The 22,683-nt window shown below is 64.1% G+C and carries 24 protein-coding genes; 20 read left to right on the top strand and 4 right to left on the bottom strand.

The genetic code is table 11. From position 1 onward, the window contains the following. Positions 1–5: 5 nt before the first annotated feature. The 19 genes from EXN22_RS03100 to EXN22_RS03010 are packed head-to-tail and all read left to right on the top strand — an operon-like array spanning position 6 to position 17,135. Complete coding sequence (locus EXN22_RS03100) at positions 6–260, top strand: acyl carrier protein (RefSeq protein ID WP_130262535.1); 255 nt, start codon at positions 6–8, stop codon at positions 258–260. After that, a complete protein-coding gene (locus tag EXN22_RS03095; protein WP_130262533.1) occupies positions 257–802 on the top strand; it encodes a COG4648 family protein in 546 nt (181 codons plus the stop codon). Before EXN22_RS03100 ends, EXN22_RS03095 begins: the two co-directional genes overlap by 4 nt. Then, positions 799–2,478 carry an acyl-CoA synthetase family protein gene (locus EXN22_RS03090; RefSeq protein WP_130262531.1) on the top strand — a complete coding sequence of 560 codons (1,680 nt, stop codon included), beginning with the start codon at positions 799–801 and terminating at the stop codon, positions 2,476–2,478. Before EXN22_RS03095 ends, EXN22_RS03090 begins: the two co-directional genes overlap by 4 nt. Continuing rightward, positions 2,471–3,205, top strand: a complete 735-nt coding sequence (locus EXN22_RS03085; RefSeq protein WP_130262529.1) for a glycosyltransferase family 2 protein — start codon at positions 2,471–2,473, stop codon at positions 3,203–3,205. The genes EXN22_RS03090 and EXN22_RS03085 overlap by 8 nt, the downstream gene beginning before the upstream one ends. Continuing rightward, complete coding sequence (locus tag EXN22_RS03080; RefSeq protein WP_130262527.1) at positions 3,202–4,140, top strand: LpxL/LpxP family acyltransferase; 939 nt, start codon at positions 3,202–3,204, stop codon at positions 4,138–4,140. The genes EXN22_RS03085 and EXN22_RS03080 overlap by 4 nt, the downstream gene beginning before the upstream one ends. Further along, a complete protein-coding gene (locus EXN22_RS03075; protein WP_130262525.1) occupies positions 4,121–5,665 on the top strand; it encodes an HAL/PAL/TAL family ammonia-lyase in 1,545 nt (514 codons plus the stop codon). The genes EXN22_RS03080 and EXN22_RS03075 overlap by 20 nt, the downstream gene beginning before the upstream one ends. Then, positions 5,658–6,083: an acyl-CoA thioesterase gene (locus EXN22_RS03070; RefSeq protein WP_130262523.1), complete on the top strand. Its 426-nt coding sequence runs from the start codon at positions 5,658–5,660 to the stop codon at positions 6,081–6,083. Before EXN22_RS03075 ends, EXN22_RS03070 begins: the two co-directional genes overlap by 8 nt. After that, positions 6,080–6,679 (top strand): outer membrane lipoprotein carrier protein LolA, encoded by a 600-nt coding sequence (locus EXN22_RS03065; RefSeq protein WP_130262521.1) that lies wholly within the window; start codon positions 6,080–6,082, stop codon positions 6,677–6,679. Before EXN22_RS03070 ends, EXN22_RS03065 begins: the two co-directional genes overlap by 4 nt. Next, complete coding sequence (locus EXN22_RS03060; protein ID WP_130262519.1) at positions 6,669–8,981, top strand: MMPL family transporter; 2,313 nt, start codon at positions 6,669–6,671, stop codon at positions 8,979–8,981. Before EXN22_RS03065 ends, EXN22_RS03060 begins: the two co-directional genes overlap by 11 nt. Continuing rightward, positions 8,978–10,138, top strand: coding sequence for a sodium:proton antiporter (locus tag EXN22_RS03055; RefSeq protein ID WP_130262517.1), 1,161 nt, complete (start codon positions 8,978–8,980; stop codon positions 10,136–10,138). Before EXN22_RS03060 ends, EXN22_RS03055 begins: the two co-directional genes overlap by 4 nt. Further along, positions 10,125–11,372 carry an NAD(P)/FAD-dependent oxidoreductase gene (locus tag EXN22_RS03050; RefSeq protein WP_130262515.1) on the top strand — a complete coding sequence of 416 codons (1,248 nt, stop codon included), beginning with the start codon at positions 10,125–10,127 and terminating at the stop codon, positions 11,370–11,372. Before EXN22_RS03055 ends, EXN22_RS03050 begins: the two co-directional genes overlap by 14 nt. Next, positions 11,369–12,112, top strand: a complete 744-nt coding sequence (locus EXN22_RS03045; RefSeq protein ID WP_130262514.1) for a class I SAM-dependent methyltransferase — start codon at positions 11,369–11,371, stop codon at positions 12,110–12,112. Before EXN22_RS03050 ends, EXN22_RS03045 begins: the two co-directional genes overlap by 4 nt. After that, the gene (locus EXN22_RS03040; RefSeq protein WP_130262512.1) at positions 12,109–12,594 is read left to right on the top strand and encodes a hypothetical protein; all 486 of its coding nucleotides are present in this window, start codon (positions 12,109–12,111) and stop codon (positions 12,592–12,594) included. The genes EXN22_RS03045 and EXN22_RS03040 overlap by 4 nt, the downstream gene beginning before the upstream one ends. Further along, positions 12,591–13,790 carry a beta-ketoacyl-[acyl-carrier-protein] synthase family protein gene (locus EXN22_RS03035; RefSeq protein ID WP_130262510.1) on the top strand — a complete coding sequence of 400 codons (1,200 nt, stop codon included), beginning with the start codon at positions 12,591–12,593 and terminating at the stop codon, positions 13,788–13,790. Before EXN22_RS03040 ends, EXN22_RS03035 begins: the two co-directional genes overlap by 4 nt. Beyond that, positions 13,787–14,257: a hotdog family protein gene (locus EXN22_RS03030; RefSeq protein ID WP_130262508.1), complete on the top strand. Its 471-nt coding sequence runs from the start codon at positions 13,787–13,789 to the stop codon at positions 14,255–14,257. The genes EXN22_RS03035 and EXN22_RS03030 overlap by 4 nt, the downstream gene beginning before the upstream one ends. Further along, positions 14,250–14,978 carry a 3-oxoacyl-ACP reductase FabG gene (fabG, locus tag EXN22_RS03025; RefSeq protein ID WP_130262506.1) on the top strand — a complete coding sequence of 243 codons (729 nt, stop codon included), beginning with the start codon at positions 14,250–14,252 and terminating at the stop codon, positions 14,976–14,978. The genes EXN22_RS03030 and fabG overlap by 8 nt, the downstream gene beginning before the upstream one ends. Further along, positions 14,978–16,204: a beta-ketoacyl-ACP synthase gene (locus tag EXN22_RS03020; protein ID WP_130262504.1), complete on the top strand. Its 1,227-nt coding sequence runs from the start codon at positions 14,978–14,980 to the stop codon at positions 16,202–16,204. The genes fabG and EXN22_RS03020 overlap by 1 nt, the downstream gene beginning before the upstream one ends. Before the next feature lie 25 nt (positions 16,205–16,229). Next, positions 16,230–16,673: a hypothetical protein gene (locus tag EXN22_RS03015; protein ID WP_130262502.1), complete on the top strand. Its 444-nt coding sequence runs from the start codon at positions 16,230–16,232 to the stop codon at positions 16,671–16,673. A 15-nt stretch (positions 16,674–16,688) separates the two neighbouring features. Then, positions 16,689–17,135 carry an excinuclease gene (locus EXN22_RS03010; protein ID WP_130262500.1) on the top strand — a complete coding sequence of 149 codons (447 nt, stop codon included), beginning with the start codon at positions 16,689–16,691 and terminating at the stop codon, positions 17,133–17,135. 1 nt (position 17,136) lies between these two features. On the opposite strand, the gene EXN22_RS03005 is transcribed toward EXN22_RS03010, so the two are convergent. Next, the gene (locus EXN22_RS03005) at positions 17,137–18,036 is read right to left on the bottom strand and encodes a LysR family transcriptional regulator (RefSeq protein WP_130262498.1); all 900 of its coding nucleotides are present in this window, start codon (positions 18,034–18,036) and stop codon (positions 17,137–17,139) included. Positions 18,037–18,163: 127 nt separating this feature from the next. Here EXN22_RS03005 and EXN22_RS03000 point away from each other — a divergent pair, with 127 nt between their 5' ends. Then, entirely contained in the window at positions 18,164–19,420 is a 1,257-nt protein-coding gene (locus EXN22_RS03000) for an MFS transporter (RefSeq protein WP_407691956.1), read from the top strand. Between the two features lie 68 nt (positions 19,421–19,488). On the opposite strand, the gene EXN22_RS02995 is transcribed toward EXN22_RS03000, so the two are convergent. From EXN22_RS02995 to EXN22_RS02985, 3 genes are all read right to left on the bottom strand, one after another. After that, the gene (locus tag EXN22_RS02995) at positions 19,489–19,836 is read right to left on the bottom strand and encodes a YgiW/YdeI family stress tolerance OB fold protein (protein ID WP_130262494.1); all 348 of its coding nucleotides are present in this window, start codon (positions 19,834–19,836) and stop codon (positions 19,489–19,491) included. A 172-nt stretch (positions 19,837–20,008) separates the two neighbouring features. Continuing rightward, positions 20,009–21,073: a uroporphyrinogen decarboxylase gene (gene hemE / locus EXN22_RS02990; RefSeq protein ID WP_130262492.1), complete on the bottom strand. Its 1,065-nt coding sequence runs from the start codon at positions 21,071–21,073 to the stop codon at positions 20,009–20,011. Between the two features lie 190 nt (positions 21,074–21,263). Then, positions 21,264–22,682, bottom strand: a complete 1,419-nt coding sequence (locus EXN22_RS02985) for an FAD-dependent oxidoreductase (RefSeq protein ID WP_130262490.1) — start codon at positions 22,680–22,682, stop codon at positions 21,264–21,266. Position 22,683: the final 1 nt, after the last annotated feature.

Raw genomic sequence — 22,683 nt, 5'->3', positions numbered from 1 at the left:
GCCCCATGCAAACCCGCGAAGACATCTTCAACACCCTGCGCGACGCCCTGGTCGAACTGTTCGAACTGGAGCCGGCCAGCATCAGCCTGGACTCGAACCTGTACCAGGACCTGGAAATCGACAGCATCGACGCCGTCGACCTGATCGACCACATCAAGCGCCAGACTGGCAAGAAAATCGCCGCTGACGAGTTCAAGGCAGTGCGTACGGTCAATGACGTGGTCGAGGCGGTCTACCGCCTGGTCAACCCCGCGGCATGAAACGCCTGATCGGCCTCGGCCTGCTGCTGGCCGGTCTGCTGTACCCCTTTGCGGTGCATTTTGGCATGGCCCACTTTGCCCCTTGGCAATTCGGCCTGCTGCTTGGAGGCCTATGGCTGGGGCGCGCGCTGAGCGAACCGAGGCGGCCCGGTGGGCACTGGATGGCCGTGGCGGCAATCGCCTTCTGCGCATTGCTGGCGCTGTTCAACAGCCCGCAACTGCTGCGTTGGTACCCGGTGCTGATCAGCGCGTTCATGCTGGGCCTGTTCGGCCTGAGCCTGAAGTTCGGGCCGCCCGTGGCGGAGCGACTGGCACGGCTGCATGAACCGGAGCTGCCCGCCGTGGCGGTCCGCTACACGCGCCAGGTGACCAAGGTCTGGAGCCTGTTCTTCCTGGCCAATGGCCTGGTCGCCGCCGCCCTGACCCTGTGGGCGCCACTGAGCTGGTGGACCCTGTACAACGGCCTGATCGCCTACGGCTTGATGGGCCTGCTGTTTGCCATTGAATGGCTGATAAGACAACGCGTGCGAGGACGCTCATGAAATGGATTGCCCTTGAGCAACTGCTGCACCCGGCCAGCGCGCCGCGCCCGGTAAGCGTCGCCCCGGCGCTGGAGCACGCCACCTTGTGCGAACACGCTCTGCAACTTGCCGCAGGCCTTCAGCTTCGCGGCCTCAAGCGCATCGCCGTGCACCTGGAAGACGCCGCCCAGCTGGCCGTGGCCCTGCTCGGCGCCTGGCGCGCCGGGGTGCAGATACTGCTGCCGGCCGACCTGCAAACCCAAACCCGTCAGCGCTGGCTGGGCGAGGTGGAGCTGTGGCTCAGTGACCAACCCCAAGACACGGCGCTGCAAACCCTGTTCGAAGCGCCCCTTCCAGCCGCGGACCTTGACCTGGACAACTGCGGGCTGAGCCTATGCACCTCCGGCTCCAGCGGCGAACCCAAGCGCATCGACAAGACCCTGCGCCAGCTGGCCAATGAAGTTCAGGCCCTGGAGCAACTGTGGGGCGCCGAGCTGGGCAACGCCTGCATCATTGGCAGCGTCGCCACCCAGCATATCTACGGTCTGCTGTTTCGTGTGCTCTGGCCGCTGTGCGCCGGACGCCCGTTCGTGCGCCGCCAGTTGCCCTTCCCCGAGGACCTGCAACGCGCCAGCCGCGAACATCCTGCGTTTGCCTGGGTGGCCAGCCCGGCCCTGCTCAAGCGCATGGGCGACAACCTCGACTGGCCGGCCCTGAGCCAAGTCCGTCAGGTGTTCTCCTCGGGTGGCGAGCTACCAGCCAGCGCCGCCCAGGCCTTGCAGCAGCGCCTGCAGCAATGGCCAACGGAAATCCTCGGCAGCTCGGAAACCGGCGGCATTGCCTGGCGCCAGGGTGACAACCTGTGGCAACCCTTTGCCGAAGTACGCCTGAGCCAGAACGACCAAGGTGCACTGTGCATCGAGTCGCCGTATTTGCCGCCGAACCATATCGAACACAGCGCCGATGCCGTCGCGTTCAGCGCCGATGGTCGCTTTCGCTTGCTCGGGCGACTGGACCGCATCGTCAAACTGGAAGAAAAACGCATCTCGCTACCTATGCTGGAACACGCCCTGGTCGAGCATGCCTGGGTCGAGGAAGCCCGCCTGGCTGTGATCCAGGAAAACCGCGCCAGCCTCGGTGCCCTGCTGGTGCTCAGCGCGGCTGGCTTGCACGCCTTGCGCAACCAGGGCCGCCGCGCGCTGACCGAGGGCTTGCGTGAGCATCTGAGCCAGCACTGCGAAGCCCTGGCCCTTCCCCGACGCTGGCGCCTGCTGCGCCAACTACCGTTCAACGCCCAAGGCAAGCTGCCCCAGGCCGAGCTTCAGGCGCTGCTGCTTGCACCCCGGCCAAAAGGCCCGGAAGTCCTGAGCCAGACCGAGGTCGACGGCGAACTGCAGTTGCAACTGGCCGTGTCGGCGGATCTCGCCTACTTCAACGGCCACTTCCCGCAGACGCCGGTACTGCCGGGTGTGGTTCAGGTCGACTGGGCATTGGCCCTGGGCCAACAGCTACTCGACCAGCCGCGCCAGTTCGCCGGCATGGAAGTGCTGAAGTTCCAGCAACTGGTGCGCCCTGGCGACCCGCTGCAATTGACCCTGCGTTTCGATGCCGAGCGCGGCAAACTGTATTTCGCCTTCAGCAACGCCGGGGTACCCTGCTCCAGCGGTCGTATCGTGCTGGAGGCCATCGGTGAATAAGCCCTGCGCGGTAATCCCGGTGTACAACCACGAACTGGCCGTACCGGCGGTGGTTGCCGACCTGCTTGCCGCCGGCCTTCCCTGCGTGCTGGTCGATGACGCCAGCAGCCCCGCCTGCGCCACCGTGCTAGGCCAGTTGGCCGAACAGCAGCAGGTGTACCTGGTGCAACTGCAGGTCAACCAGGGCAAGGGCGGCGCGGTCATGGCCGGCCTGCGCGAAGCCTCTCGCCTGGGCTTCAGCCATGCCTTGCAGGTGGACGCCGACGGCCAGCATGACCTGGCCGATGTCAGTCGCTTTCTTGACCAGTCGCAGGATTATCCACAGGCACTGATCTGCGGTTATCCACAGTACGACGCCAGTGTACCCAAGGGCCGCCTGTATGCACGTTACCTGACCCACGTGTGGGTGTGGATCAACAGCCTGTCGCTGCAGATTCCCGATTCCATGTGCGGTTTTCGCATTTACCCATTGCCGCCGACCCTGGCGCTGATCGATGCGGTCAACCTCGGCAAACGCATGGACTTCGACCCGGAGATCCTTGTGCGCCTGGCCTGGCGCAACCAGCCAATGCGCTGGCTGCCAACCAAGGTGCATTACCCGGCCGATGGCCTCTCGCACTTTCGCCTGTTCCACGACAATGCGCTGATCTCGAAGATGCACACCAAGCTGTTCTTCGGCATGTTGCTGCGCGCCCCGGCCATCCTCTGGCGGCGGTGGCAGGCATGAGCCAGGGCGAGCAACACTGGGCCCAGCGCCAGGAGCGTGGCAGCTTCTGGCTGATGAAGCTCACCGCCCTGGGTATCAAGCTACTGGGCCGACGCCTGCTCAGCCCAGTGCTGTATGGCATCGTCCTGTACTTCTTCATCTGTGGCAGAAGGGCCCGGCAAAGCATCTGGCAGTACCAGCAGAACCTGGCCGACTGGAGCGGGCAAGCCAGCCTGCGTCCGAGCCTGCGGCGCGTGTTCGGCCAGTTCATGGCCTTCGCCGATGCCCTGCTGGACAAGCTCGATGTCTGGAACGGCAAGCTGCGCCTGGAGCAGATCGACATCATCGATCCGGGGCACCTGCACACCCAGCTGCGCGCCGAGCGCGGGCAGATGCTGGTCGGTGCCCACCTGGGCAACCTCGAAGTCTGCCGCGCCCTCGCCGAACTTGGCGAGCAAGTGACCATGAACGTGCTGGTGCATACCAAGCATGCCGAACGCTTCAATCGCCTGCTCGGTGAATCGGGGGCGACCAACCTGCGGCTGATCCAGGTCAGCGAGCTGGACCCGGCGATCATGCTGCAACTGAGCCAGCGCCTGGAACGCGGCGAGTGGCTGGCGATCGCTGGCGACCGCGTGCCATTGCAGGGCGCGCGCACCGTGGAGGTCGACTTCCTCGGCCACCGCGCCGCGTTCCCCCAAGGCCCATGGCTGTTGGCCGGGCTGCTCAAGTGCCAGCTCAACCTGTTCTTCTGCCTCAAGCAGCAAGGCCGCTACCAGGTGATTCTCGAACCCTTTGCCCAGGCCATCGAATGGCGCCGCGGCCAGCGCGATCAGGTGATCGCTGACTGGGCCGGGCGCTATGCCGAACGCCTGGGTCACTATTGCCTGCAAGCGCCGCAGCAATGGTTCAATTTCTACCCTTTCTGGAAGACCGATGACGATGCATCTGCATAAGCCCGTGACCTTCGGCGCGCTGCCGCTGGCAATCGAAGACGTCCTCGCCCTGGCCAACCGCCAGGCCGAAACCCGCCTGCAGGACGATGCCCAGTATCGCGCACGGATTGCCCGTGGCGCTCAGTTCCTCGACTCGCTGCTGGACAAGGAAGGGGTGATCTACGGGGTGACCACTGGCTACGGCGACTCGTGCGTGGTGGCAGTACCGCTGGAACATGTCGAGGCGCTACCCAAACACCTGTACACCTTCCATGGCTGCGGCCTGGGCCAATTGCTCGATGCACCGGCCACTCGCGCCGTGCTGGCCGCCCGTTTGCAGTCACTGTGCCATGGTGTCTCTGGCGTGCGCATCGAGTTGCTCGAGCGCCTGCAGGCGTTTCTCGCCCATGACATCCTGCCGCTGATTCCCCAGGAAGGCTCTGTAGGCGCCAGCGGCGACCTGACGCCGCTGTCCTACGTGGCCGCGACCCTGTCCGGCGAGCGTGAGGTCATGTACCGCGGCGAGCGCCGCAGCGCCGCCGACGTGCATCGTGAACTGGGCTGGCAGCCACTGGTGTTGCGGCCCAAGGAAGCCCTGGCGCTGATGAACGGCACCGCCGTAATGACCGGCCTGGCCTGCCTGGCATTTGCCCGCGCCGATTACCTGCTCAAGCTCGCCACACGCATCACCGCGTTGAACGTGGTCGCCCTGCAAGGCAATCCGGAGCATTTCGACGAGCGCCTGTTCGCCGCAAAGCCCCATCCAGGGCAAATGCAGGTGGCCGCCTGGTTGCGCCAGGACCTGGCCATTGACGCGCCGACCGCGCCACTGCACCGCCTGCAAGACCGCTACTCGCTGCGCTGCGCCCCCCATGTGCTGGGCGTGCTGGCCGACAGCCTGGGCTGGCTGCGCGGCTTTATCGAGACCGAACTCAACAGCGCCAACGACAACCCGATCATCGACGCCGACGCCGAACGCGTGCTGCACGGCGGGCACTTCTACGGCGGCCATATCGCTTTCGCCATGGACAGCTTGAAAAACCTGGTGGCCAACGTCGCCGACCTGCTCGACCGCCAGCTCGCGCTGCTGGTCGACACCCGCTACAACCACGGCCTGCCAAGCAACCTGTCGGGCGCCAGCGCCGAGCGGGCGATGCTCAACCACGGCTTCAAGGCGGTGCAGATCGGCGCCAGCGCCTGGACCGCCGAAGCGCTGAAAAACACCATGCCCGCCAGCGTGTTCTCGCGCTCCACCGAGTGCCACAACCAGGACAAGGTAAGCATGGGCACCATCGCCGCCCGCGATGCCCTGCGCACGCTGGAACTGACCGAACAGGTCGCCGCCGCAACCTTGCTGGCGGCGAACCAGGGTGTCTGGCTGCGCGGCCGCCAAGCCGACGCCCGCGAGCTGCCGCCGGCGTTGGCCCAGATGCACGCTGCGCTGCTCGAAGACTTCGCCCCGGTCATCGAAGACCGCGCCCTGGAAGGCGACCTGCGCCTGTGCCTGAGCCGAATTGCCGAACAACACTGGAGGCTGCATGCGTAGTCAGGGAGCGCTGCACGTCGATACCCAAGTGCTGGTGCCATTCTTCGATGTCGACAGCATGCTGGTGGTCTGGCACGGCCATTACGTCAAATACCTGGAAGTGGCGCGCTGCGCGCTGCTCGACCGCCTCGAGCACAACTACCTGCAAATGCAGGCTTCGGGTTTCGCCTGGCCGGTGATCGACCTGCAGCTGCGCTATGTGCGTGGCGCCACCTTCGGCCAGCGCCTGAACGTGCGCGCCAGCCTGGTGGAGTGGGAGAACCGCCTGAAGATCAACTACCTGATCAGCGATGCCGCGACCGGCCAGCGCATGACTCGCGCAAGCTCCGTGCAGGTCGCGGTCGAGATCGCCAGCGGCGAGATGCAACTGGCCTCGCCGCAGGTGATGCTCGACGCCGTGAACAAGGTGCTGCCATGAAGACGCTGCTGCGTGGCCTGCTGTGCCTTGGCCTGCTGGCCAGTTGTACCCTGGCCCAGGCATTTGGTCTGGATGACCTGAGCAAGCAACTGGGCGAACCTGCGGTCATCAAAGGCCCGTTCATCCAGGAGAAACACCTGCGCGCCCTGCCGCAGCCTCTGGTCAGCAAAGGCCAGTTCGTTCTGGCCCGCGACCATGGCTTGCTCTGGCTGCTGCAAACACCGCTCAAGCAGGACTACCGCCTCAACGCCCTGGGTATCGCCCGCCGCGACCCGTCCGGCTGGCAGATGCTGCCGGGCAAGAGCGCCGGTGCCGAACAAAACCGTCTGTTCTTCGCCGTGCTGCAAGGCGACAGCAGTGGTCTGCAGCGTGACTTCGAGCTGAACCTGCAAGGCGACACCGCGCACTGGCAACTGCGCCTGACCCCACGCTCGCTGCTGCTCAAGCAAGTGTTCAGCCAGATCGATATCGAGGGCGGGCGCTACGTCGAACGCATCCAGTTGCTGGAAACCCAGGGTGACAGCACCGTACTGCGCATGCCATCGAGCAACAGCGCCAGCCTGACCGACACGGAGCGCCACGATTTTGCCGAGTGAGCGCCTGATACTACGGCTGTTTCTGCTCCTGCTGATCGCGGTGCTGGCGCTGGCCGGCTGGCAGTGGCACCGCACTGCGCCCTTGTCTGCCGACCTGATGACACTGGTCCCCGGCGCCACCCAGGACCCACTGGTGCAGCGCGCCGAACAACGCATGCAAGAGCCGCTGAACCGCGAGATGCTGGTACTGGTCGGCCATCCCCAGCGGGATCAGGCCATCGCCCTGGCTCAACGCCTGGCGCAGCAATGGCAGGCCAGTGGCCTGTTCGAGAAGGTCCAGTGGAGCCTGCAGACCGACCTGCAGGCACTGCGCGAGCAGTTGCTGCAAGGGCGCCTGGCGATGCTTTCGCGCGCCGACCGAAGCGACCTGATCGACAACCCGCAAGGTTTCATCGAGCAGCGCGTGCAGAACCTCTACGACCCCTTTGCAGGGTTTAGCCTGGTGCCCAGCCAGGATGACTGGCTGGGCCTGACCGGGCGTATCCAGAACAGCCAGCCACGCCCTGCCGCCGTGCAGCTGGACACCGCCAGCGGCGCGCTGGTGGCCGAAGCGGATGAGCACAACTGGGTGCTGCTGCGCGCCCGCAGCCTAGGCAATGCATTCGACATGCAACTGCCGCTGCAGGTAGCCGACCTGCTCGCTCACAGCCGGATTGAAGCCGGGCAGAACGGCGCCCGCCTGCTGGCCGCCAGCGGCCTGCTGTACGCGGCCAACGGCCAGCGCCAGGCCAGTCAGGAAATCACCTGGGTTGGCGGCGGCGCCACAGTCGGCATCTTGTTGCTGTTGCTGCTGGCCTTCCGCCGTTTGCGCATCCTCCTGGCCTTCGTCCCGGTGCTGGTCGGCATGCTGTTCGGTGCGGTGACTTGCGTGGCGCTGTTCGGTCAGATGCATGTGATGACCCTGGTGCTGGGCTCAAGCCTGATTGGCGTGGCCGTCGATTACCCGCTGCACTACCTGTCGAAAAGCTGGAGCCTGCGTCCCTGGCAGGCCTGGCCGGCCGTACGGCTGACCCTGCCGGGTCTGAGCCTGAGCCTGGCCACCAGTTGCATCGGCTACCTGGCCCTGGCCTTCACGCCATTCCCGGCCCTGACCCAGATCGCCGTGTTTTCCGCCGCTGGCCTGATCGGCGCCTACCTCAGCGCCGTGTGTCTGTTGCCGGCACTGCTCAAGGGGATTGAACTGCAGCCTGCGCAATGGCCCCTGCAGATTGCCCAGTGGCTGGTGGACCTGCGGCAGAAGCTGTTGAGCAAGGTGCCCAGTCCGGTCTTGCTCGGTTTGCTGATCCTGTTCTGCGCAGCCGGCCTGTGGCAGTTGGACAGCCGCAACGACATCCGCCAGTGGGTCGGCAGCCCGCCACAACTGCTCGAAGAAGCCCAGGCGGTGGCACGCATTACCGGCTACCAACCCACCAGCCAGTTCTATCTGGTGCGTGGCGCCGACCAGGCCCAGTTGCTGGCACGCCTGCAAAACCTCGGCACGCGCCTTGATGAACTGGTCGCAACCGACAAGCTCAAGGGCTACATGGCCCTCAGCCAGCTGGTCGCCAGCGCCACCGAGCAGCAACAGGTACGCGATGCGCTCGGCAAGCTGCCGTTGCAACCGCTGCAGGCCCTGGGCGTACCGCAAAGCGCGCTACAGGCTGAACTGGCAAAGGTGCAGGCGCTGCCAACCCTCGACATCGATCAAGCCCTCAGCGGTCCGCTGGGCGAGCCCTGGCGCACCCTGTGGCTGGGCGCGGACACTCAGGGGGTCGCCGCCATCGTCAGCCTGCAGGGCTTGAACGACCCGGCGTTGCTGCGCCTGCAAGCCGACGACCTCGACGGCGTGCAACTGGTCGATCGCCTCGGTGACCTCAACCGGGTATTCGCCGCGACCCAGGTCAGTGCTGCCGAGCTCAAGCTGCTGTCGTGCGCGCTGATCGTGGTGCTGCTGATCCTGCCCTTCGGCCTCGGCGGCGCCTTGCGCATCGTCGCCCTGCCGCTGCTCGCCGCGCTGTGCAGCCTGGCCTGCCTCGGCTGGCTGGGCCAGCCGCTGACCCTGTTCAGCCTGTTCGGCCTGCTGCTGGTCACTGCCATCAGTGTCGACTACGCGATTCTCATGCACGAACAGATTGGCGGCGCTGCCGTCAGCCTGCTCGGCACCCTGCTCGCAGCGACCACCACCTGGTTGTCATTCGGCCTGTTGGCGGTGTCGAGCACTCCAGCGGTGAGCAACTTCGGCCTGGCGGTCAGCCTCGGCCTGGCCTTCAGTTTTGTCCTGGCGCCCTGGGCGGCAACGGCCGACAAGGAGCAGGTGGCATGAGCATTGTGCTGTTCTGGGCCCTGGCCCTGGCGCTGTTCTGGATTGCCAGTGAGCTGGGCCGGCGTCTGGGGTTGATCCCGATTGTCAGCCAGTTGTTGCTGGCGACCCTTGGCCTACCGTTGCTGATGCTGTTCTGGGTCGAGCCGCACTGGCAGCTCAGCGGCGCCGCGCTGGTGGCGCCGTCCTGGCTGAAAACCCTGTATGGCCTGAGTTTCGCCCTGCTGCTGGGGCACATTCTGGCTGATGTGGTGGAGCTTGCGTTCGACCGCCAGAGCCTGAAGATCGCCCTGCCGAGCTTTCTCGTACCCTTCGCCTGTGGCCTGGCCTGCGGCGCGTTGTTGTTGCCCGAGCAACCCTGGCTGAGTACCCTGGCGCTGGGCCTGGTGTTCGCTATTACCGCTATTCCGGTGCTGTACCTGTACCTGCGCAACATCGACTACCCGCCCGCCGCGACCCGCCGTCTGATGCAGTCGGCCATCCTCATCGACCTGACCTGCTGGCTGCTGTTCGGCCTGGGCAAGGGCAGCCTCGAACCGCTGAGCCTGTTGCTGCCACTGCTCGGCGCCTGCCTGCCGCTGGCGTTGTACGCCCTTGGTCTGCGTCGGCCCTGGGTCTACAGCCTGGGTTTCTTCGGCTTGCTGTTCGTTGCCGAGCACTACCGGCTCAACGCGTTGATCTTCGGCATTGGCTACCTGTGCTGCCTGGCCTGGCTCAAGATGCCGCTGCACATGCCGCTACCACCGCTGTGGATAAAGCGCCTGCAAAATGGCATTGCCATCCCGTTGATCCTGACCTTCGGCATCATCCAGATCGATGTCCACAACGTCCTGCAAGGTTTCGATGCCCTCCAGTTGAGTGCCTTGGCGCTGTTGCCGATCGTCAGCAAGCTGCTCGGCAACTGGCTGGGCCTGTGCTGGGCGACGCCGTCGTTCGCCGGCGCGAGCAAATGGCGGGAGAGCCTGCTGCTCAATATTCGCGGCTTGAGCGAGATCGTCTTTCTCAACCTGCTGCTGCAACAACAACTGATCAGCCCGGCGCTGTACTTCGCGCTGATGCTGATGAGCCTGGTCGCCACGCTGATGCCCGCGCTGGCCGGCCTGCACCGGATTCCATTGAAGACTGCCCAACCGCCAAGGAGGCCTTATGCCGAACACTGAACTGCAACAACGGCAGGTGCTGATCATCGGCGCCGGCCCGTCCGGCGCCATCGCTGGCGCCTTGCTCAAGCGCAACGGCCACGACGTGCTGATCATCGAGCGCCAGCGCTTCCCGCGCTTTTCCATCGGCGAGAGTCTGTTGTCGCACTGCATCGACTTCGTCGAAGAAGCCGACATGCTCCCGGCCCTTGAAGCTGCAGGGTTCCAGCGCAAGAACGGCGCAGCCTTCGCCTGGGGCGAGGAGTACAGCGCCTTTGACTTTGGCGACACCTTCAGCAACGGCAAGCCGAGCACTTTCCAGGTCCAGCGCGCCCAGTTCGACCAGTTGCTGGCCGACCAGGCCGCGGCCCAAGGCGTGGAAATTCGCTACGAAGAAGAGATCATCGCCGCCGACTTCGAGCGCGACCGCCCGCAGGTAGGGGTACGTCGCCTGGATGGCAGCGAGTACCGCGTCGAAGCCGAGTTTGTCCTCGACGCCAGCGGCTATGGCCGCGTGCTGCCGCGCCTGCTGGACCTTGAAGCGCCGTCGAACTTCCCGGTGCGCCAGGCAGTGTTCACCCATATCGAAGACCGCATCGACCACCCGGCTTTCGACCGGGAAAAGATCCTCATCACCACCCATCCACAGCACCGCGACATCTGGTTCTGGACCATTCCGTTCAGTAATGGCCGCTGCTCCCTGGGCGTGGTCGCCGCCGCCGAGCACTTTGCTGCAGCACCGGCTGACCTGGATGCCTGCTTGAAGGACTTCGTCGCCCAGACCCCAAGCCTGAGCAAGGTGCTGACCAACGCTGTGTGGGACACCCCGGCGCGGACCATCGGCGGCTACTCGGCCAACGTCAAGACCCTGCACGGGCCGGGCTTTGCCCTGCTGGGCAACGCCGCCGAATTCCTCGACCCGGTGTTCTCCTCCGGGGTAACCATCGCCATGCGCTCGGCGAGCATGGCCGCCAGCGTGCTGCACCGCCAGCTGCAAGGTGAAAGCGTCGACTGGCAGAGTGAGTTCGCCGAGCCGCTCAAGCGCGGCGTCGATACCTTCCGCGCCTATGTTGAAGGCTGGTACAACGGCAGCTTCCAGGATGTTATCTACCACCCGGCCAGCTCGCCCGAAATCCGCGCGATGATCAGCTCGATCCTTGCCGGCTACGCCTGGGACCAGCGCAACCCGTTCGTCAGCGAGCCCAAGCGGCGCCTGCGCATGCTTGCCGAAATCTGCGCCAGGACGGCGGCATGAGCCAGCAGCCCTTCCTCAGCGACAGCTACGTCGAGGAAACCCGCTTCGGCTTCTGGTTCCTGCGCAGCCACACCTGGCAGCACCATGTGCTGCGGGTGGCGATCAACGACCTGCGGCGGCTGTTCGACACGCCGTTGCCGCAAGCACCGGTGCTGCTCGATGCCGGCTGCGGACAGGGCAAGTCGTTCCAGTACTTGCAGCAGGTGTTCGCCCCCGGCCAGTTGCTGGGCACCGACGCCGACCCGCACAGCCTTGAACTGAGCCAGGCCGAAGCGGTGCGCCTGGGTCTGAATGTCGAGCTGCGTGGCAGCGACTGCGCATCCTTGCAGTTCGCTGACAACAGCGTCGATATCCTCTTCTGTCACCAGACCTTCCACCACCTGGTCGAGCAGGAACAGGCCCTGGCCGAGTTCTACCGGGTACTCAAGCCCGGTGGCTACCTGCTGTTCGCCGAATCCACCGAAGCCTACATCGACACCTGGGTGATCCGCTGGCTGTTCCGTCACCCCATGCACGTGCAGAAAAGTGCCGCGCAGTACCTGCAGATGCTTCGCGACCAGGGCTTCGAATTCGACGCGCAGAATGTCTCTTACCCTTACCTGTGGTGGAGCCGCTCCAGCGACTTCGGCTTGCTCGAACGCTTTGGCCTGCGCCAGCCGCCACCGGTTGGCCAGCGCGAAGAAACCCTGGTCAACGTGGTGGCCCGCAAACCCCTGAACGCCGCCGAGCCATGTGCATGAAACGCCTGTTGCTGATTCTCGCCTTCGCCTTGCTGAGCGCCTGTGCCAGCCGCCCACCGCTGCCTGCGCAGTTGCCGACACTGACGCTGCCAATGCAGTTGCATATCCAGCGCGAACAGGCCGGGCAGCATCAGGACTGGTTGCTGGTGATCCAGCGCGAAGACGCCAGCCTGCGCTGGTCATTGCTGGATTTGCTCGGTATTCCACAAGCTCGGCAGTTGCTTAACGACGGGCAGTGGCAAGCCGATGGTCTGCTGCCACCCAATCCGGCAGCACGAGAGCTGTTCGCCGCCGTACTCTTCGCCCTGACCCCGTCCGAGCAGTTGCAACCGCTCTACTCCGGCGCCCGCCAGCAAGGCCAACAGCGCTGGCTGGGTGAGCGCTGGCGTGTCGACTACCGACAAGCCGACGACTTCACCTTGAACCTGGGCCAGGGCCTGCGTTATCTAGTCAGCCCACTGCCCAGCGAGAACACGCCATGACCGCTTACCTCAATGCCCTGGGCCTGGTCTGCGCCCTGGGGCGCGGCCAGGCTGAAGTTGCCCGCAAGCTGTTTGCCGGTGACTGTTCGGGGATGCGTGTGGAGGGTGGCTGGGTACCCGAGCGTAGCCTGCCAGTAGCGGCCGTGCCAGGTGAGCTGCCTGCCTTGCCAGCCGCGCTGCAAGCCCATCACAGCCGCAACAATCAGTTGCTGTTCGAGGCCTGCTTGCAGATCGGCGCCGCGATCGAAGCAGCCATCCTGCGTTTTGGCCGCCAGCGCATCGGTATCGTCCTGGGCACCAGCACCTCGGGTATCAAGGAAGCCAGCGACGGCATTGCTCACTACCTGCGCGAACACCAGTTCCCGCCCAACTACGACTATGCCCAGCAGGAGCTCAGCGCGCCGGCCAATTTCCTCGCCGACTGGCTGCAACTGAGCGGCCCGACCTATGTGATTTCCACCGCCTGCACCTCCAGTGCCCGGGCCTTGATGAGTGCCCGGCGCCTGCTGGATCTCGGCGTTTGCGATGCCGTGATCTGTGGCGGTGTCGACAGCCTGTGCAAGCTGACCCTCAACGGCTTCAGCGCCCTGGAGGCGGTCAGCGCCGAGCGCTGCAACCCGTTCTCGGCCAACCGTAACGGCATCAATATCGGCGAAGCCGCGGTGCTGTTCCTGATGACCCGTGAAGCCAACCACGAAGGTACCAGCATCGCCTTGCTCGGTGCCGGCGCCAGCTCCGATGCGCACCATATCTCGGCGCCGGAGCCCGGCGGCAAAGGCGCCTTGCAGGCCATGCGCAAAGCGCTGGACAATGCCCACCTGCAAGCGCAACAGATCGACTACCTGAACCTGCACGGCACCGCCACCCGACACAACGACGCCATGGAAAGCCTGGCCGTGCATGAGCTGTTCGGCGGCCAGCTGGCCTGCTCGTCGAGCAAGCCGATGACGGGTCACACCCTGGGTGCGGCCGGCGCGCTGGAAGCAGCGTTTTGCTGGCTGAGCCTGGCCGCCGACAATGTCGACGGGCGCCTGCCGCCGCATGTCTGGGATGGCGTCGATGACCCGCAATTGCCGGCCCTGAACCTGGTCGAAACCAGCCAGCGCCTGCCGGCCAACGGCCCGCGGCACCTGATGAGCAACTCGTTCGCCTTCGGTGGCAACAACGTCAGCCTGATTCTCGGAGACACCCCATGATCACCTGGCCATTGGCCGAACTGCTGCCTCATGCTGGCGACATGATCCTTATCGATCAGGTCGAAGCCTTCGATGAGGAGCAGATCCACACCCACCTGACCGTGCGCCCCGGTGGCCTGTTCAACCGCGCGGACGGTAGCCTGCCGGCCTGGGTCGGCATCGAGCTGATGGCCCAGAGCGTGGCCGCCTATGCCGGTTGCCGCGCGCGTCAGCAAGGCCTGCCGGTGGAGCTGGGCTTTTTGCTCGGCACGCGCAAATTCGAATGCAATGTCGAACATTTCCCTGCCGGTGCCCACTTGCGCATCCATGCCCTGCGCTCGCTCGAAGACGACAACGGCATGGGTGTGTTCGAGTGTCACCTGCGCGGCCCGGGCATTCATGCCATGGCCCGTTTGAACGTTTTTCGCCCGCCGCAGGTCGCCAGCTACCTGGCCGAAGCGGGCCCAGAGGAGTCCCCCCATGACTGATACCATCCTGGTCACCGGTTCCAGCCGTGGCATTGGCCGGGCCATTGCCCTGCGCCTGGCGCGCGCCGGTTTCGACCTGGTCCTGCATTGCCGAAGCGGGCGCAGTGAAGCCGACGCCGTTGCAGAAGAAGTCCGGGGCCTGGGCCAGCAAGCCCGCGTGCTGCAGTTCGACGTCGCTGATCGCGCCGCCTGCGCCGCCATCCTCAGTGATGACGTGCAAACCCATGGCGCGTACTACGGTGTGGTCTGCAACGCCGGCCTGACCCGCGACGGCGCCTTCCCGGCGCTGAGCGAAGAAGACTGGGACCAGGTGCTGCGCACCAACCTCGACGGCTTCTACAACGTTCTGCACCCACTGATGATGCCGATGATCCGCCGGCGCAAAGCCGGGCGCATTGTCTGCATCACCTCGGTGTCGGGCATGATCGGCAACCGTGGCCAGGTCAACTACAGCGCCTCCAAGGCCGGGGTGATCGGCGCGGCCAAGGCCCTGGCGATCGAGCTGGGCAAGCGCAAGATCACCGTCAACTGCGTCGCCCCGGGGCTGATCGATACCGCCATGCTCGACGAGCACGTGCCAGTCGAAGAGTTGCTGAAGATGATTCCGGCGCAGCGCATGGGCACCCCGGAAGAAGTCGCCGGCGCGGTGAACTTCCTGATGTCGGCCGAAGCCGCCTACATCACCCGCCAGGTACTGGCAGTCAACGGAGGCCTGTGCTGATGAAACGTGTGGTCGTCACCGGCATGGCCGGTATCACCTCGCTGGGCAGTGACTGGCAAACCATCGCCGGCAACTTTGCCAGCAACCGCAGCGGCATCCGCCGCATGGATGAATGGGACCGCTTCGAAGAACTCAACACGCGCCTGGCTGGCCCCATCGATGACTTCAAAGTGCCCAGCGGCTGGACCCGCAAGCAACTGCGCAGCATGGGCCGGGTCTCGCGCCTGGCCGTGGCCGCAGCGCAAAACGCCCTGCGCGACGCCGGCCTGCTCGATGACCCGTCGATCCGCGACGGACGCATGGGCGTGGCCTGCGGCTCGTCCACCGGCAGCACCGACGAAATCAAGGCGTTCGGCAACATGTTGCTCAACTCGGTGGCCGAAGGCCTCAATGCCAATTCCTATGTACGGATGATGCCGCACACCACTGCGGCCAACATCAGCATCTTCTTTGGCCTGACCGGGCGCCTGATCCCCACCTCCAGCGCCTGCACCAGTGGCAGCCAGGGGATTGGCTACGCCTATGAGGCGATCAAGTTCGGGCGCCTGCCGTTGATGCTCGCCGGCGGCGCCGAGGAGCTGTGTCCGACCGAGGCCATGGTCTTCGACGCGCTGTACGCCACCAGCCTGAAAAACGACACCCCGCACAAGAGCCCGAGCCCCTATGACAGTGGCCGCGACGGCCTGGTGATCGGCGAAGGTGGCGGCATGCTGGTGCTTGAAGAACTCGAACACGCTGTCGCTCGCGGCGCGCACATCTATGCCGAGATCGTCGGTTTTGGCAGCAACGCCGACGGCCAGCACACCACCCGCCCGGAACAGGCGACCATGCGCCGGGCCATGGAGCTGGCGCTGGAAGACGCAAGCCTTGCGCCCGATGCCATCGGTTATGTGAACGGCCACGGCACCGCCACCGAGCAGGGCGATATCGCCGAAACCCTGGCCACCAGCAGCTTGTTCGGCCCACGCATGCCGATCAGCTCGCAAAAGAGCTTCCTGGGCCACACCCTGGGTGCTTGTGGCGCGCTGGAGTCCTGGTTCAGCATCGAAATGATGAACAGCGACCGCTATGTGCACACCCTCAACCTTGAGCACATCGACCCGCGCTGCGGTGAGCTGGACTACTTGAGCTGCGAGTTTCGCAGCATGAGTCACGACTACGTGATGAACAACAACTTCGCCTTTGGCGGGGTCAACACCTCGCTGATTTTCCGACGCTGGACCTGACCTAAAACTTGCTGGAGAGAAAGGAATGTCTTCATTGATTCGCGCCGCTGTCCTCGGCCTGGCCCTCGCGGGCCTCGCGGGCTGTACTTCGAAACCGGTACTGACCCCGCAAGAACAGCTTGTGGTCGGCCACAACTACAGCAACCAGCAAGTCCAGCAGGCCATCCTCAAGGCCGTGGCCGAGCGTGGCTGGACTGCACGCACGATCACCCCGAACCTGATCCAGGCCGACATCCTGGTGCGCAACACCTTCTACGCCGCCGTCGACATCCGCTACAGCGTCAGCAACTTTCGCATCAACTACCGCGACAGCCGCGAGATGGGCTACAAGGACGGCAAGATTCACCGCAACTACAACCGTTGGGTGAACAACCTCGACAAGAGCATCCTGCAAGAACTGAAGCGGGTGGAAGCGCAAAACATCGTGCAACGCGCCCTCAACGAACAGCATTCGAACACTGTTGAATAATCAAGGAACGACATAATGCGTCTTAAGACCTGGACCGCCACCACCGCCCTGCTGCTCTGTGCCCTGCCGGGTCTCAGCCAGGCACGTGACACTACCCACTACCTGCCGTTCGAGAAAGTCGTGGCGCAGATGACCGCCGAGCACAAGCTCGACGGTTCGGTGAAGTTCTACCTGGCCGGTGTGCAGCCCAAGGGCAAGGTCACCGTGATCAGCCCGGCGGCGATCACCAACAAAAAGACCAACGCCTTCAACAAGACTGACGAAGCGGCCTGCGAATGGGTCCTGCAATCGGCGCTGCTGAGCATGCAGGATGCCGCACGCAAGGTCGGCGCCAACGCCGTGACCAACATCAGCAGCTACTACAAGCGTAACGAACGCAAGGACGCCAGCACCTATGAATGCCACGCCGGCGCGGTCATGGCTGGCGTTGCGCTCAAAGGCGACCTGGCCAAGGTCCAGTAACTTAGGCGCGCTCCAGGGCCTGCCGGGTCAGCAACTCGGCAAAGGCCCTGGCCATCGCTGACGGCGCATCGCGGCGCTGCACCAGCCACACGGCAGTCACCGCATCGTCGTCGAGCAGGGTCCGGTACACCACCCCGTCGATGCGCATGCGCTGGAACGAGGCCGGCAATACCGACACCCCCAACCCTGCCGCCACCAGGCCGATGATGGTCATCGCCTCCCCCGCCTCCTGGGCAAAATGCGGACTGAACCCGGCTTGCCGTGCCAGGCTCAACAACTGCGCATGCAAGCCACTGCCGTAGCTGCGTGGGAAGAACACGAACGGCTCATGAGCCAGGGCCGCCATGTGCACCCCGGTTGCGCTGCCTTGGGCCAACGGGTGATCAGCATTGATCACCGCCACCAACGGCTCGCGAAACAGCTCGACGACATTCAGGCTCTCAGGCAACGCCAATGGCCGCATCAGGCCGACTTCGATCGACTCGTCGAGCAAGGCATCGGCCACATCGCGGCTGCTCATTTCCTTGAGGTTCAGGTGCACAGCCGGAAAACGCTGGCGAAAGGCGTGAATCGCCTTGGGAATACTCGAATTGAAGGGCGCCGAGGAGGTGAAGCCAATCTTCATCTCGCCCAGCTCACCCAATTGCGCACGCCGCGCCACATCGGCAGCCTTGTCCACTTGTGCCAGCACCAGCCGTGCCTCCTCAAGGAACAAGCGCCCGGCCTCGCTGAGCTCGACCCGCCGATTGGTCCGCTCGAACAAGCGCGCGCCAAGCTCCTGCTCCAGGGCCTGGATCTGCTGGCTCAACGGTGGCTGGGAGATCCCCAGGTTCTGCGCCGCGCGGCCAAAATGCAGCTCTTCGGCAACAGCGATGAAGTAGCGCAGGTGACGCAATTCCATGGCGGCTCCAATAGGTCGTAAAACCTCTTAAACAGGTCGAACAATATATTGGAAATGATCATTAGCCAGCTATATGCTTTTTTCACTGCCTGACAGGCCGTAGTGCCCACCGAGGTTCCCTGTGAAAATTGCTGTTGCGCCACACACCCACGAACTGCCCCCCGCTCCTCTCGACGAGATTGTCGCCACCCTCAACGAAAGCTGGATCGAAAAAGGCACCCCGGCCTTTTTACGCACGGTGCTGGCACTGTTCTGCGGCGGTTTTGCCACCTTTGCCTTGCTGTACTGCGTGCAGCCGATGATGCCGCTGCTGTCCCAGGAGTTCTCGATCAGCGCTGCGCAGAGCAGCCTGATCCTCTCGGTTTCCACTGGCACGCTGGCGTTCGGCCTGCTGATCACCGGGCCGATCTCCGACCGTATCGGGCGCAAGCCGGTGATGGTTTTCGCCCTGTTTTGTGCCGCGTTGTGCACTATCGTCAGCGCACTGATGCCCAGTTGGCACGCTGTGCTGCTGTCCCGCGCGCTGCTCGGGCTGTCGCTGAGCGGCCTGGCGGCGGTGGCCATGACTTACCTGAGTGAAGAGATCCATCCTCAGCACATCGGCCTGGCGATGGGCTTGTACATCGGTGGCAATGCCATTGGCGGCATGAGTGGACGGTTGATTACCGGGGTACTGATCGACTTTGTCAGTTGGCACACGGCGCTATTGGTGATCGGCGGCCTGGCGCTGATCGCTGCGGCGGTGTTCTGGAAAATCCTCCCGCAATCACGCAACTTCCGCCCGCGCTCGCTGCACCCGCGCAGCCTGCTCGATGGTTTTACCCTGCACTTTCGCGATGCCGGCCTGCCGTGGCTGTTCCTTGAAGCCTTCCTGCTGATGGGCGCATTCGTCACCCTGTTCAACTACATCGGCTATCGCCTGCTAGCCGAGCCCTATCACATGAGCCAGGCGCTGGTCGGCTTGTTGTCGGTGGTGTACCTGTCGGGCATCTACAGTTCGGCGCAAATCGGCGCCCTGGCCGACAAACTGGGTCGACGCAAGGTGTTCTGGGCAACGATTGTGCTGATGTTCAGCGGTTTGCTGATGACTTTGCTCAGTCCGTTACTGGTGATTATCGTCGGCATGCTGGTGTTCACCTTTGGCTTTTTTGGCGCTCATTCGGTGGCCAGTAGCTGGATTGGCCGCCGGGCGATAAAGGCCAAGGGCCAGGCATCGTCCTTGTACCTGTTCAGTTACTACGCAGGGTCGAGTGTGGCGGGGACTGCGGGTGGGGTGTTCTGGCATCAGGCGGGGTGGAACGGCATCGGGCTGTTCATTGGCAGCCTGCTGCTGGTGGCTTTGCTGGTGGCGTTGCACTTGAGCCGGTTGCCGGCCAAGGCCTGAAATGCAAATCGCGGGGCAAGCCCGCTCCCACAGATCCTGTAGGAGCGGGCTTGCCCCGCGATGCTTTATCAGTTGATTACTTCAACCCGATCAACATCCACTTCACGGCTCATCAGGTGCTTCTCGACTTCACCGGTCAGCTTGACCTTGGTCTTGTCGTTGAAGGCCACGGGCGGCAGGTCTTCATTGTCGATCTCGACGGTGATGGTGCCGGTGGTGTCCTTGAACTCGTACTTGTCATCGTTGTTCACCTTTTTCACCACGTAGCCTTGCAACACAACCGGGGTGTCATCAGCAGCGTCGTGGGCGGCGGCAACCGTGGTCACCGGCTGGGCGCCAGGGCCGGTGTAGCCGGTGGCCAGGGCAGCGGTGCTGAACAGCGGGGCAAGCAGCAGAGCGAGGTAGCGAGTTTTCATGGTGAAGATCCTGTCTGGGTTTCGATGGAGCCAGATTACCCGGGCAGGCTGAATTGAACCTTAACGACTGTGGGAGCGGCGGTGCGACGCCTCGACTTGCCCCGCGATGCGGTGGGGCTGATAGCCCCAAATCGCGGGGCAAGCCCGTTCCCACCGTACCGTGTAGCACTGTTTACTGGTGATACTGCGCCGACAGCTCGTGCACGGCGTTGATGAACGCGCCAGCGTGCTCCGGATCGACCTCCGGGGTGATGCCATGGCCAAGGTTGAACACGTGACCGGTGCCATGCCCGTAGCTGGCGAGGATGCGTCCGACTTCGGCGCGAATGGCCTCTGGCTTGGCATACAGCACGGTTGGGTCCATGTTGCCCTGCAGGGCGACCTTGCTGCCGACGCGCTGGCGCGCTTCGCCAATCTCGCAGGTCCAGTCCAGACCCAGGGCATCAGCGCCAGCGTCGGCAATGCTTTCCAGCCACAGGCCGCCGTTCTTGGTAAAGAGGATGACCGGCACCTTGCGCCCTTCGTGCTCGCGGATCAGGCCGCTGACGATCTTGCGCATGTAGGCCAGGGAGAACTCCTGGTATGCCGCCGCCGACAGGTTGCCGCCCCAGGTGTCGAAGATCTGCACTGCTTGCGCACCGGCGAGGATCTGCCCGTTGAGGTAGCTGATGACCGACTGCGCGAGCTTGTCGAGCAGCAGGTGCATGGCCTGCGGGTTGTCGTAAAGCATGGCCTTGGTCTTGCGGAAGTCTTTCGACGAGCCGCCTTCGACCATATAGGTGGCCAGGGTCCAGGGGCTGCCGGAGAAGCCGATCAGCGGCACGCGGCCGTTGAGCTCGCGGCGGATGGTGCTGACCGCGTCCATGACATAGCCCAGGTCCTTTTGCGGATCGGGGATCGGCAGCGCCTCGATGTCGGCCAGGGTGCTGATGACCTTCTTGAAACGTGGGCCTTCGCCGGTTTCGAAGTACAGGCCCTGGCCCATGGCATCAGGAATGGTGAGGATGTCCGAGAACAGGATCGCGGCATCCAGCGGGTAGCGGTCCAGTGGCTGCAGAGTAACCTCGCAGGCGAACTGCGGGTTCATGCACAGGCTCATGAAGTCGCCGGCCTTGGCACGGCTGGCGCGGTACTCCGGCAGATAGCGGCCGGCCTGGCGCATCATCCACACCGGGGTGACGTCTACGGGTTGCTTGAGCAGGGCGCGCAGAAAACGATCGTTCTTCAAGGCAGTCATGTCGGCATCCGGAAAAAAAGTGGGGGCATTTTCTCAGAGCCCAACGTAAAAGGCACGGTATCAACCGTGCCTTTTGTCTATCGACTTGTGACAGGTCAATAGATTTTGCTGAATTCATCGCGGGGCAAGCCCGCTCCCACAGAGATTGCATTGAACCTGTGGGAGCGGGCTTGCCCCGCGAAAAGTCTTGTCAGACTTCCAGGTAATCCAGAATCCCCTCAGCAGCATTGCGCCCCTCGAAGATCGCCGTCACCACCAGGTCAGAGCCGCGGACCATGTCGCCACCGGCGAAGATCTTCGGGTTGCTGGTCTGGTGCTTGTAGGTGTTCTTCTCCGGTGCCACCACGCGGCCCTGGCTGTCGGTCTGGATGCTGAACTGCTCGAACCACGGCGCCGGGCTTGGACGGAAGCCGAAGGCGATAACCACGGCATCGGCCGGGATGATCTCTTCGGAGCCCGGGATCGGCTCGGGGCTACGGCGACCCCGGGCGTCGGGCTCGCCGAGACGGGTCTCGACCACCTTCACACCCTCAACCTTGTCTTCCCCGACAATCGCAATTGGCTGACGGTTGTAGAGGAACTTCACCCCTTCTTCCTTGGCGTTCTTCACCTCTTTGCGCGAGCCCGGCATGTTCGCCTCGTCACGACGGTAGGCACAGGTCACGGCCTTGGCGCCCTGGCGGATGGAGGTGCGGTTGCAGTCCATCGCCGTGTCGCCGCCACCGAGCACCACGACCTTCTTGCCCTTCATGTCGACGAAATCTTCCGGCGACTTTTCAAAGCCCAGGTTGCGGTTGACGTTGGCCACCAGGAAGTCCAGGGCATCGTGCACGCCTGGCAGGTCTTCACCCGGGAAGCCACCCTTCATGTAGGTGTAGGTGCCCATACCCATGAACACCGCGTCGTACTCCTCGAGCAGCTGTTCCATGCTGACATCTTTACCCACCTCGGTATTGAGGCGGAACTCGATGCCCATGCCAGTGAAGACTTCGCGGCGATTGCTCAGCACGGTCTTTTCCAGCTTGAACTCGGGGATGCCAAAGGTCAGCAGGCCACCGATTTCCGGGTTGCGGTCGAACACCACCGGAGTTACCCCGCCGCGCACCAGCACGTCGGCACAACCCAGGCCCGCCGGGCCGGCACCGATAATGGCAACACGCTTGCCGGTCGGCTTGACCTTGGACATGTCCGGGCGCCAGCCCATGGCGAAGGCGGTGTCGGTGATGTACTTCTCCACCGAACCGATGGTCACCGCGCCGAAGCCGTCGTTGAGGGTGCAGGCACCCTCGCACAGGCGATCCTGTGGGCACACCCGGCCGCAGACTTCCGGCAGGGTGTTGGTCTGGTGCGACAGCTCCGCGGCGGCGAGGATGTTGCCTTCGGAGACCAGCTTCAACCAGTTGGGGATGAAGTTGTGCACCGGGCATTTCCACTCGCAGTACGGGTTGCCACAGCCCAGGCAGCGGTGGGCCTGTTCGGCCGACTGCTGGGGTTTGAAGGGTTCGTAGATTTCCACGAACTCTTTCTTGCGTTGACGCAACAGTTTCTTCTTCGGATCCTTGCGCCCGACCTCGATGAACTGGAAGTCATTACTCAGACGTTCAGCCATG

This window comes from Pseudomonas tructae (genome assembly GCF_004214895.1).
GTDB classification, from domain to species: domain Bacteria; phylum Pseudomonadota; class Gammaproteobacteria; order Pseudomonadales; family Pseudomonadaceae; genus Aquipseudomonas; species Aquipseudomonas tructae.
The sequence above is the reverse complement of the archived record's forward strand: the minus strand, read 5'-3'. Positions and strand labels throughout refer to the sequence as shown.

Bases quoted from the DNA above. Each gene is read 5' to 3' on its own strand.
- EXN22_RS03045 (WP_130262514.1), top strand. From the start codon at position 11,369: ATGAGCCAGCAGCCCTTCCTCAGCGACAGCTACGTCGAGGAAACCCGC.
- EXN22_RS03070 (WP_130262523.1), top strand. From the start codon at position 5,658: ATGCGTAGTCAGGGAGCGCTGCACGTCGATACCCAAGTGCTGGTGCCA.
- EXN22_RS03095 (WP_130262533.1), top strand. From the start codon at position 257: ATGAAACGCCTGATCGGCCTCGGCCTGCTGCTGGCCGGTCTGCTGTAC.
- EXN22_RS03080 (WP_130262527.1), top strand. From the start codon at position 3,202: ATGAGCCAGGGCGAGCAACACTGGGCCCAGCGCCAGGAGCGTGGCAGC.
- EXN22_RS03065 (WP_130262521.1), top strand. From the start codon at position 6,080: ATGAAGACGCTGCTGCGTGGCCTGCTGTGCCTTGGCCTGCTGGCCAGT.
- EXN22_RS03075 (WP_130262525.1), top strand. From the start codon at position 4,121: ATGACGATGCATCTGCATAAGCCCGTGACCTTCGGCGCGCTGCCGCTG.
- EXN22_RS03100 (WP_130262535.1), top strand. From the start codon at position 6: ATGCAAACCCGCGAAGACATCTTCAACACCCTGCGCGACGCCCTGGTC.
- EXN22_RS03035 (WP_130262510.1), top strand. From the start codon at position 12,591: ATGACCGCTTACCTCAATGCCCTGGGCCTGGTCTGCGCCCTGGGGCGC.
- EXN22_RS03090 (WP_130262531.1), top strand. From the start codon at position 799: ATGAAATGGATTGCCCTTGAGCAACTGCTGCACCCGGCCAGCGCGCCG.
- EXN22_RS02985 (WP_130262490.1), bottom strand. From the start codon at position 22,682: ATGGCTGAACGTCTGAGTAATGACTTCCAGTTCATCGAGGTCGGGCGC.
- EXN22_RS03055 (WP_130262517.1), top strand. From the start codon at position 8,978: ATGAGCATTGTGCTGTTCTGGGCCCTGGCCCTGGCGCTGTTCTGGATT.
- EXN22_RS03030 (WP_130262508.1), top strand. From the start codon at position 13,787: ATGATCACCTGGCCATTGGCCGAACTGCTGCCTCATGCTGGCGACATG.
- hemE (WP_130262492.1), bottom strand. From the start codon at position 21,073: ATGACTGCCTTGAAGAACGATCGTTTTCTGCGCGCCCTGCTCAAGCAA.
- EXN22_RS02995 (WP_130262494.1), bottom strand. From the start codon at position 19,836: ATGAAAACTCGCTACCTCGCTCTGCTGCTTGCCCCGCTGTTCAGCACC.
- EXN22_RS03005 (WP_130262498.1), bottom strand. From the start codon at position 18,036: ATGGAATTGCGTCACCTGCGCTACTTCATCGCTGTTGCCGAAGAGCTG.
- EXN22_RS03015 (WP_130262502.1), top strand. From the start codon at position 16,230: ATGTCTTCATTGATTCGCGCCGCTGTCCTCGGCCTGGCCCTCGCGGGC.
- EXN22_RS03040 (WP_130262512.1), top strand. From the start codon at position 12,109: ATGAAACGCCTGTTGCTGATTCTCGCCTTCGCCTTGCTGAGCGCCTGT.
- EXN22_RS03050 (WP_130262515.1), top strand. From the start codon at position 10,125: ATGCCGAACACTGAACTGCAACAACGGCAGGTGCTGATCATCGGCGCC.
- EXN22_RS03010 (WP_130262500.1), top strand. From the start codon at position 16,689: ATGCGTCTTAAGACCTGGACCGCCACCACCGCCCTGCTGCTCTGTGCC.
- EXN22_RS03020 (WP_130262504.1), top strand. From the start codon at position 14,978: ATGAAACGTGTGGTCGTCACCGGCATGGCCGGTATCACCTCGCTGGGC.
- fabG (WP_130262506.1), top strand. From the start codon at position 14,250: ATGACTGATACCATCCTGGTCACCGGTTCCAGCCGTGGCATTGGCCGG.